Annotated in this window: 7 protein-coding genes; 1 reads left to right on the top strand and 6 read right to left on the bottom strand. The window is 60.3% G+C overall.

Annotation, left to right across the window (positions count from 1 at the left end; genetic code table 11):
• Window positions 1–582 precede the first annotated feature (582 nt).
• The 6 genes from BMY73_RS23515 to BMY73_RS23490 all read right to left on the bottom strand — a co-directional run bounded on the left by BMY73_RS23515 (window position 583) and on the right by BMY73_RS23490 (window position 8,063).
• The gene (locus BMY73_RS23515; protein ID WP_062385183.1) at window positions 583–1,407 is read right to left on the bottom strand and encodes an ABC transporter permease; all 825 of its coding nucleotides are present in this window, start codon (window positions 1,405–1,407) and stop codon (window positions 583–585) included.
• Window positions 1,408–1,417: 10 nt separating this feature from the next.
• Window positions 1,418–2,665, bottom strand: a complete 1,248-nt coding sequence (locus tag BMY73_RS23510) for an ABC transporter permease (RefSeq protein WP_062385184.1) — start codon at window positions 2,663–2,665, stop codon at window positions 1,418–1,420.
• A 218-nt stretch (window positions 2,666–2,883) separates the two neighbouring features.
• On the bottom strand, window positions 2,884–3,915 hold the full coding sequence (locus tag BMY73_RS23505; protein WP_092410117.1) for a polyamine ABC transporter substrate-binding protein: 1,032 nt from the start codon (window positions 3,913–3,915) through the stop codon (window positions 2,884–2,886).
• Window positions 3,916–4,006: 91 nt separating this feature from the next.
• The gene (locus BMY73_RS23500) at window positions 4,007–5,131 is read right to left on the bottom strand and encodes an ABC transporter ATP-binding protein (RefSeq protein WP_092410115.1); all 1,125 of its coding nucleotides are present in this window, start codon (window positions 5,129–5,131) and stop codon (window positions 4,007–4,009) included.
• 290 nt (window positions 5,132–5,421) lie between these two features.
• Window positions 5,422–6,051, bottom strand: a complete 630-nt coding sequence (locus BMY73_RS23495) for a response regulator (protein WP_062385187.1) — start codon at window positions 6,049–6,051, stop codon at window positions 5,422–5,424.
• Window positions 6,048–8,063 carry a PAS domain-containing sensor histidine kinase gene (locus BMY73_RS23490; RefSeq protein ID WP_092410113.1) on the bottom strand — a complete coding sequence of 672 codons (2,016 nt, stop codon included), beginning with the start codon at window positions 8,061–8,063 and terminating at the stop codon, window positions 6,048–6,050. Before BMY73_RS23490 ends, BMY73_RS23495 begins: the two co-directional genes overlap by 4 nt.
• 191 nt (window positions 8,064–8,254) lie before the next feature.
• On the opposite strand from BMY73_RS23490, the gene BMY73_RS23485 reads away from it, so the two are divergent.
• A complete protein-coding gene (locus BMY73_RS23485) occupies window positions 8,255–9,232 on the top strand; it encodes an alpha/beta hydrolase family protein (protein ID WP_062385191.1) in 978 nt (325 codons plus the stop codon).
• Window positions 9,233–9,412 lie beyond the last annotated feature (180 nt).

Raw genomic sequence — 9,412 nt, 5'->3', positions numbered from 1 at the left:
GCCCGCGCCGAACGGGCATCCATGCCCTGACGGCGCTCTCGCGGCATCCATGCCGCTCGGCCCACTGCGCGTCGTCTGCGTTTGGCCTGCACCCAAGTCGCGATTTGTGGTGTCTGGACTGTCGTGTACAAGAGCAACGCTGGCTGGAGCTAACGCTCCTCGCTTTCTTTGATGCGTGCATCAATCCTTCGCACGCCACCCTGTAGGAGCGTGGCTTGTCTCTGGGCCGCATCCGGACGATCTGGCGCGCAGCGGCAGCAAAATCAGGCGACTTGGTTATACCTGACACTCCGCATGCATCGGGTTTGCTGCCGGTTCCCGGCAGATCGCGGGGCAAGCCACGCTCCTACGCCCTGCGGGCAGAAGCGGAGTTGTGATAAACGCTTGATCCCGATCTGACGGTATGCCGCGTGCTGCTGAATCACGCTCCTACAGGGGTGTTGCATTGATCGTTCCCACGCTCTGCGTGGTAACGGTTGGCTGGACGCTCCGCGTCGGTGTGACGCGGAGCGTCACGGCATGCATACCCACGCAAAGCGTGGGCACGATCAATCACTGGGGGGCGGTGGGCGTTCCAGCCGGTCACTCCACCGCCGTGCGCAGTTTCTCGCTGCGCCCACGCAGCCATTCCAGGGCGAGCAGCAGCACCACCGAGAAGCCGATCAGCAAGGTCGCGGCAGCCGCGATGGTCGGGCTGAGGTTTTCGCGGATGCCGCTGAACATCTGCCGTGGCAGCGTCGCTTGTTCAGGACCTGCGAGGAACAGCGTCACCACGACTTCGTCGAACGAGGTCGCAAAGGCAAACAAGGCGCCGGAAATCACGCCCGGTGCAATCAAGGGCAAGGTCACGCGACGGAAAGCCGTTAACGGCGACGCGCCGAGGCTGGCGGCCGCCCGCACCAGGTTGTAGTTGAAGCCTTGCAGCGTGGCCGACACGGTGATGATCACGAACGGAACACCCAACACGGCGTGCACCAGGATCAACGAGGTGTAGCTGTTACCCAGCCCCAAAGGCGCGAAGAACAGGTAACTGGCAACCCCCACGATAACCACCGGCACGACCATCGGCGAGATGACCAGCGCCATCACCAGCGACTTGCCGGGGAAGTTGCTGCGGGTCAAACCGATCGCCGCCAACGTCCCGAAGCCCATGGCCAGAAGGGTCGCAGCCGGTGCAACGATCAGGCTGTTCTTCAACGAACGCATCCACTCGGCCGAACCGAAGAAGTCCTGGTACCAGTGCAACGAGAAGCCTTGCAGCGGATACACCAGAAAACTGCCCGAGTTGAACGACAACGGTACGATGACCAGCACCGGCAACACCAGGAACAACAGAATCAGCCCGCACAGGATGCGCAGTGCGTAGTACCAGACCCGCTCGATGGGCGAGGAATAAGGGCTCAACATGTCAGTCTCCTCAGCTCAAACGCAGGCGGCTGGCGCCGACGAGCCAGCTATAGATCAGGTACAGCACGACGGTCGCCAGCAGCAGCAAGCCCCCCAACGCCGTCGCCATACCCCAGTTGATGCTGGTGTTGGTATAGAAGGCCACGAAGTAGCTGACCATCTGATCGTTCGGGCTGCCCAGCAACGCCGGGGTGATGTAGTAACCGATGGCCAGAATGAACACCAACAGGCAGCCTGCGCCGACACCGGCATAGGTCTGTGGGAAGTACACCCGCCAGAAGCTGGCGAACGGGTTGCAACCCAGCGAGATAGCCGCGCGCATATACGTCGGCGAGATGCCTTTCATGACGCTGTAGATCGGCAGGATCATGAACGGCAGCATGATGTGGACCATCGAGATGTAGACGCCGACCCGGTTGAACACGAGCTCCAGCGGTTTATCGATGATGCCCAGCGCCATCAGGGCACCGTTGATCAGACCGCTCGACTGCAGCAATACGATCCATGCCGCGACGCGCACCAGAATGGAGGTCCAGAACGGCAACAGCACCAGAATCATCAACAGGTTGCTTTGACGTGCCGGCAGATTCGCCAGCAGGTACGCCAGCGGATAGGCCAGGACCAGGCAGATCACGGTGATCACCAGGCCCATCCAGAAAGTGCGGGCAAAGATATCGATGTAGATCGCCTGATCAGGGGTCGCTGGCGCCACCTCACCGAGGTCGTCGATGCGATGGTCCACAGCGGCCAGCAAGTAATAAGGGGTGATGCTTGAGGTGTTGCGACGGATCGCCTGCCAGTACGCAGGATCACCCCAGCGCTCATCGACCGCTTCCAGCGCTTCCTTATAAGAAGCAGGCTCTTCCTTGAACGGAACCGCGCGGGCCGTTTTCGCCAACAGGCTGCGGTAACCGGCCAGTTCCTGGTTCAGACGCTTGGACAAATCGCCCAATGTCTGATTCTTGCGGGCCTCGGCCAGATCCTGACTCGCGGCCTTGTAGACCGACTCCGGCGGCAGGCCTTTGCCATCCCACTTCGACACTTCAACCACGGTCAACGGCATGCCGCTAACCACTTCAGGGTTGTTCACGCTCTTGTAGAGCAGCGCCGCAATCGGCACCAGAAACACCAGCAACAGGAAAATCGCCAATGGCGCGATCAACGCCTGAGCCTTCCAGCGATTGACGCGCTCGGCACGGGCCAGGCGTTGCTTCAAGGTCGGGCTGGCGCCTTCAGTCAGGGGCACGGCGGTGGCCATAGCGAACTCCGAAATCTTTCAACAAAGGATGCGGCTGTTCAATCGATGAGAGAAAGCAGGCACATCCGGGTCTGACGCAAAAATGGCATGGACGCAAATCGGTCTGTGTGCGGCTTGCTGGCGAAGAGGTCAGACCAGACCCCGCGAGGTTGAATGATTCTCCGCATTCGCCAGCGAGCCGCCCACACGTTCTGACCAGGCGGGTTATCGCAGATGACTTACTTGGCAGCCCAGGCGTTGAAACGCTGTTCCAGCGACTCACCATTGTCGGTCCAGAAGCTCACGTCCAACTGCACCTGATCCTTGATATTCTCAGGCGTGGTTGGCATGTTTTTCTGATTTTCCGCTGTCAGCAGGGCAACAGCTTGAGAGTTGGCCGGGCCATAGGCGATATTCTCGGAATAGGTCTTCTGTTGCTCAGGCTTGAGGGTGTAGGCCAGAAACTTCTTGGCTTCCTCGGCGTTTTTCGCGCCTTTAGGAATAGCCCAAGAGTCGAAATCGTAGACGCCACCGGTCCAGACCACTTTCAAGTTGCTTTCCTTCTGCACGGCAGCGATGCGACCGTTGTAGGCCGAGCTCATCACGACATCGCCCGACTGCAGGAACTGAGGCGGCTGGGCGCCTGCTTCCCACCACTGAATGTTTGGCTTGAGCTTGTCGAGCATCTTGAAGGCACGGTCCTGACCGTCTTTGCTGGCCAGCACTTTGTAGACGTCATTCGGTGCAACGCCGTCAGCCATCAGCGCGAATTCCAACGTGTACTTGGCGCCTTTACGCAGGCCACGTTTGCCCGGGAATTTCTTGGTATCCCAAAAATCAGCCCAACTGGCCGGAGCGGTTTTCAGTTTGTCGGCGTTGTACGCCAACACGGTCGACCATACAAAGAAACCAACGCCGCAGGACTGGATAGCACCTTTTACGTAGTCTTCCTTATTGCCCAGAAGCTTCGGATCGATTTGCTCAAACATGTCTTCGTCGCAACCGCGAGACAACTCAGGCGACTCGACCTCGACCAGATCCCAGTTAACACTCTTGGTGTCGACCATGGCTTTGACCTTGGCCATCTCACCGTTGTACTCACCCGCAATGATCTTGCCGTTGCCTGCTTTTTCCCACGGTGCGTAGAAGGCCTTTTCCTGCGCTGCCTTGTTCGCGCCACCGAAGGAAATGACAGTCAGGTCGGCGGCCATCGCTTGCGCCGCGCACGTCATGCCGACCGATAGAGCGGTGAGCTTCAATGTCTTGAGCATTTGTTTTTCTCTCCACGAACAATGTTGGTTAAGCAATTGGGGGCGATTCGGTCGCCTCTGGGTGCTGCTGTTTGCGACTACTGCGGATGAATCACTGCGCGTCCTGCAAAGGGTCCAACGCGCGCGCGTGTTCGACCTGCCATCCAATGGGCACAACGTCGCCAACGCTCAGCGCCGGATCCAGCTCGGCAATGGGCTGCTTGACGAAGAAATCGGTTTTCCCGGCTACCTCCAGGCGCACACGCACGTGGTCGCCCAGGTAGATGAATTCAGCCACGCGTCCGGAGAAACGATTGACACAGCTCTCGCTCCGGCCATTGAGGTGCACACGCTCGGGACGAATCGACAGGGTGACGGGAGCGCCCGGTACGCCTACGTTGACCGCCAGCGCCTCGACCTTCTCGCCGCGGCTCAGGGTCACCACACAGCGATCACCAGCCTGGCTGAGCAGCGTGCCGTTGATGCGATTGTTCTCGCCGATGAAGTTGGCGACGAAGGTGTTTTTCGGCTCTTCGTACAACGTACGCGGCGGCGCGATCTGTTGAATTTCGCCCTGGTGAAAGACGGCAACGCGGTCGGACATGGTCAGCGCCTCGCCCTGGTCGTGGGTCACGTAAACGACGGTTACGCCCAGACGTTGGTGCAGGTGCTTGATCTCCATCTGCATGTGTTCACGCAGTTGCTTGTCGAGCGCGCCGAGAGGTTCATCCATCAAGACCAACTGCGGTTCGAACACCAGCGCGCGGGCCAGCGCGACACGCTGTTGCTGACCACCGGACATCTGCGCCGGATAACGATGGGAAAGCGCGCCAAGCTGGACCATGTCCAGCGCCTTCTTCACCTTCTCCGCGACGTCGGTCTTGCTCATGCCGCGCACCGACAGCGGGAACGCCAGGTTCTCGGCAACCGTCATGTGCGGGAACAGGGCGTAGTTCTGAAACACCATGCCGATGTCGCGCTTGTGCGGCGGCACGTTGTTGATCGACCGGCCCGCCAGCAGGATCTCGCCCGCAGTCGGGGTTTCGAAACCGGCAAGCATCATCAGGCTGGTGGTCTTGCCGGAACCGGAAGGCCCAAGCAGGGTGAGGAACTCGCCCTTGCGGATGTCCAGGTTGAGGTCTTTGACGATCAGGGCTTCGCCGTCGTAGCTCTTCTGCACACCACGAAAGCAGACCAGAACATCACTTGCCCCAGCGCTTGAATCGACGTTGCTCATTACCCACACCTTTGTTTAATCCACCGTGGGAGCAAGCCTAGAGTAGCCCCCAGACCGCGCAAATCGGGGCGCAGGAGAGATTGTCCTAGGTGCGGTGGAAGGTTCTCTGTAGGAATTGCCCTACACGGATGGCGGGAATAGGCATGCAGTCAGTCAGACGGATTTCGCACGTTGAAACCCATTCGCGGGCAAGCGCGCTCCTACAGGGGATCGTAGTCTTTCTGTGGGAGCGAGCTTGCCCGCGAAGGGGGCATTACGGGCGCTGAAAACGGTCGCTTTCAGACATGTGATCACACCAGCTTGTGCTCCATCGCGTACTTCACCAGCTCTGCCAGCGAAGTGATGTTGAGCTTCTGCATCAGGCGCGCTTTGTGCGTACTGATGGTCTTGCTGCTCAGTGCCAGTTGTTGGGCGATGTCGTTCACGTTGGCGCCTTGAGCCAGGCGCTCGAAGACCGAGAACTCGCGCTCGGACAGCAGCGAATGCAACGGCCGGCTGTCCGTCAGGCCAACCTCGAACACCATGCGATCGGCCAGGTCCGGGTCGATGTAGCGACCGCCTGACGCTACCCGTCGTATTGCAGTCAGCAGCAATGCCGGATCACTGTCCTTGGTGGCGTACCCGGCAGCGCCAATCTTCAAGGCGCGAGCCGCCATTTGCGCCTCGTCATGCATCGAGAGCACCAGAATGGCGGGAGGATTATTCAGTGCACGGATTCTCGGGATGGCTTCCAGACCGTTCACGCCGGGCATGGAAATGTCGAGCAGCACGACCTCGCACTCGATATGACGCAGGCCTTCCAGTAACTGTTCACCATTGCTGGCCTCCCCCACCACCTGCAGGTCCTTGGCAAGACCGATCAACTGCTTGATGCCTTCTCGAACGATGGTGTGGTCTTCGGCGACCAATACACGAATCACTGCACTTGCTCCTGCGCAACCTGTTCCAGCGGAATGTAGACACGCAAGGTTGTGCCTTCGCCCAGCGTGCTGTCCAGATGCAATCGTCCGCCCATGATCAATACCCGCTCGCGCATGCCCACCAGTCCGAACGACGCCGGACGCTCTGCTCGTTGATCGAAGCCTTTGCCGTCGTCGGCCACGCTCATGCACAGCACACCGTTGCTCAGGCTCAGGTTCAATTCGACAGTGTGCGCCTCGGCGTGACGCATGACATTGGTCAACGACTCCTGAAGGATGCGAAACAGACCGATGGCGGTCGCATCCGGCAACGTCGGCAGGTTGTCCGGCACCTGGACCAGACACGGGATCTGCGTGCGCGCTTCAAAACGCCGGGCTTGCCACTCGATGGCCGAAGCGATGCCGGCATCGAGAATCGGCGGTCGTAGCGCCGTCGCGACGTCACGCACCAACTGAAATAACTGGGCGATCAAGCGCTTCATGCTGTTCAGGCGATCCCGCAGCCCGGGATCGAGATCGGCGTAGGCCAGTTCGCACATCGACGTTTCCAGCTTCAGCACGGTCAACATCTGACCCAACTCGTCGTGAACCTCGCGGGCGATGCGTGCCTTTTCCTCTTCCCGAACGGTTTCCAGGTGCGCCGACAAGTCCCGCAGTTGCTCGGCCAGCACCTGCAAGCGGGCTTCGCTTTCCTGCAACGCGGCCAGCGAGCGACGGCGCTCGGTCACGTCGGTGATGAACACCACCAGGTATTCAGCCTCGCGAAAGCGCAAAAAACTCAGCGACACGTCCGCGGGCAGGATGCTGCCGTCCGCGCGAACACAATTGCTTTCGAAACTCTGCGGGGCTTCATCACTGGAGCGTGCGTTTTTCCAGAGATTGAGCCAGCGATCCATGTTCAGGCCGGGCTCGAAATCAATCAACGGCCGATCCACCACGCCGCCCTGCTCATACCCCAGCATGCTTTCCGCCGCCCGATTGGCGTAACGCACGTGGCTGTCCCAGTTGACCCAAAGAATGCCGACGGTGCTTTGGTCGATGGAGAATTGCGCCAGACGCAGTGACTCCTCACCCGCTTGACGTCTGGCGATGTCCTCACGGGCCGCCAACAATTCACGTTCGAGCAGTTGCTGTTGCTTGCGTTGCCAGAACACGATGGCCGCGCTCGCCAACACCAGCACCACCAAGAGCAGCGTGATGTTTTTCCACAGGCCCGGGGAGTCAGTGACTTGCGGGTACTTGGGCTGCAGCCACTGGGCATGCAACTGGTCAAGGTCCTTCGGCGCGATCACGTTCAGCGCGCGACTGATGATCTCGGCAAGCTCAGGCATGTCGCGCCGGGAGGCGACCCGCAGCAGTTGCGGAAAGCCGATGTCCCCCACCACGGCCAGGCCTGCGAACTCGCTTTCACGGGACAAGCGACTGAGTTGCGCCTCGTCCACGATTGCGTATCGTGCCTGCTGGCTCAACAGCAATTGCAACGCCTGACGCTCCATCGGCACGCCCTGCAAATTGAGATGGGTGTAGTTGGAGCGCAGATAGTCCGCGGTGGCGCTGGGCATGCGCACGGCGACGCGCACCTGGCTATCCAGTTTCTCCAGATCGACAACACCTGAGCCATCGCGCTCGCCGACCACCAGTTGTGGCACGCGCATATAGGGGTCGGAGTACAACCAGAGACGAAGACCCGCGGGGGTTTGCGTCAGGCCGGGAGCAAAGTCGATCTCGCCGTCAGCGAGCGCTTTCTCTAGCTCCGCCTGGTCCGCAAAGTGGCGCCAGAGCAACTCGACCTGAAGGGTTCTGGCCATCAGGTTAACCAGATCGACATTGGCGCCCGACAGCACCTGCGCCCGTCGGTCAAATTGCGCATAGGGCGCCTGCAATACCAGCCCGACCCGCAATTGGGCACGTTGATTGAGCCACGCTCGTTGCGAACTGCTGAGCGGGTCGGGCGACGCGGTGGGCACGCCAGCCTGCGCCAGTGAAGAGAGGACGATCAACACCAGAAGCATCAAGCGCGCGCTCGCACCGCCGATAACCCGAAGGCACCGCACGTGGATTCTCAACCCGTCATCTCCACTTCCCTGAATCCTCGTTCAATCATGTGGCGCGCGTGTCGCCCACGTGCTCGCCGATACCGGCCTGACAAACCGTCATCAACCCATTAGGCTGCCGGAATTGTTTCTGGCTTTTGGAATATCCGATGTCCTACACCATTCGCGCAATGTTTCCCGCGATTTGCCTGACGCTGATACTACCTTGCTCGCAGATCGCGATGGCGGCAGATCCTGCGCCGGCCAAAGATGCCAAGCCCGCCGAAACGCCTATTGAGCGCGCTCCCCTGCCCTCACGCAGCCAGGAAGATGCGCTGGCGCTGGAGCGCTCGGTGCCACAAGCCGAACAACAACAGTTGCAGGCTGGCGACGACCGCTTCCTGGCCTTGTGGAAGCCCGCCAATGTCGACGAACCCAAGGGCGCGGTGGTGATTGTGCCCGGCGCGGACGAATCGCCTGACTGGCCCAACGCCGTAGGACCGTTGCGTCGCAAGTTCCCTGACGTGGGTTGGTCGAGCTTGAGTCTGAGCATGCCGGACGCCTACAACGACGTTTTCGCACGCGCCGCCGACCCGGCTCCAACGGGTGACAAAGCACCTGCCGACAAGACCAAGGACGAACAGGCCAAGGCGCCCGATCCAGCCGCCGCAGCCGAAGCCGATGCGGCCGCTGCTGCCGAACAAGCGGCGGCGCAAGCGGAACTGACCAAAGCCCACGCGGAAAAAATCTTCGCCCGTATCGACAGTGCCGTGGCGTTCGCTCAACAGAACAAAGCGCGTACCGTCGTATTGTTGGGTCATGGCACAGGCGCCTACTGGGCTGCGCGGTACATGAGCGAACACGCTTCGCCTGCCATTCAGAAACTGGTGCTGGTGACAGCGGTCGACACCGGAAACGATACGCCGTCATTGCTGGAGCTGATACCGAACCTGAAAGTCGCCACAGCGGACTTCGTCAACAAGGAGCGAACCGTCCCGCGTCAGCAGGCCCAGGATCGCCTGGATGCAAGCAAACGCGTGAAAAACGCACGCTTCACGCAAGTCACGCTGAGCTCGATTCCAGGTAACCCGGCGATGGAACAGGATCAACTGTTCCGCCGTGTGCGCGGGTGGCTTGAAGGGCAGTAGGTTCGCGGAAGGCTTGCTGGCGAATGCGGTGGGTCAGCCACATCCACAGTGACTGACACACCGCCTTCGTCCGAATTGCGGCCCATACCCTCGTAACCTCGGACAGCTCCTACAGGGTTCGTGTCGTTCCGAATACCTAAGCACGCCACTGATACGGTGGGAGTGAGCTTGCTCGCGAAT

Source organism: Pseudomonas sp. NFACC02, from assembly GCF_900110765.1.
Classification (GTDB): Bacteria; Pseudomonadota; Gammaproteobacteria; order Pseudomonadales; family Pseudomonadaceae; genus Aquipseudomonas.
This window is presented reverse-complemented; position numbering and strand designations above follow the sequence as displayed.

Excerpts from the sequence above, each read along its gene's own strand:
- BMY73_RS23485 (WP_062385191.1), top strand. The coding sequence starts at position 8,255 with ATGTCCTACACCATTCGCGCAATGTTTCCCGCGATTTGCCTGACGCTG.
- BMY73_RS23515 (WP_062385183.1), bottom strand. The coding sequence starts at position 1,407 with ATGTTGAGCCCTTATTCCTCGCCCATCGAGCGGGTCTGGTACTACGCA.
- BMY73_RS23490 (WP_092410113.1), bottom strand. The coding sequence starts at position 8,063 with ATGCTTCTGGTGTTGATCGTCCTCTCTTCACTGGCGCAGGCTGGCGTG.
- BMY73_RS23500 (WP_092410115.1), bottom strand. The coding sequence starts at position 5,131 with ATGAGCAACGTCGATTCAAGCGCTGGGGCAAGTGATGTTCTGGTCTGC.
- BMY73_RS23505 (WP_092410117.1), bottom strand. The coding sequence starts at position 3,915 with ATGCTCAAGACATTGAAGCTCACCGCTCTATCGGTCGGCATGACGTGC.
- BMY73_RS23510 (WP_062385184.1), bottom strand. The coding sequence starts at position 2,665 with ATGGCCACCGCCGTGCCCCTGACTGAAGGCGCCAGCCCGACCTTGAAG.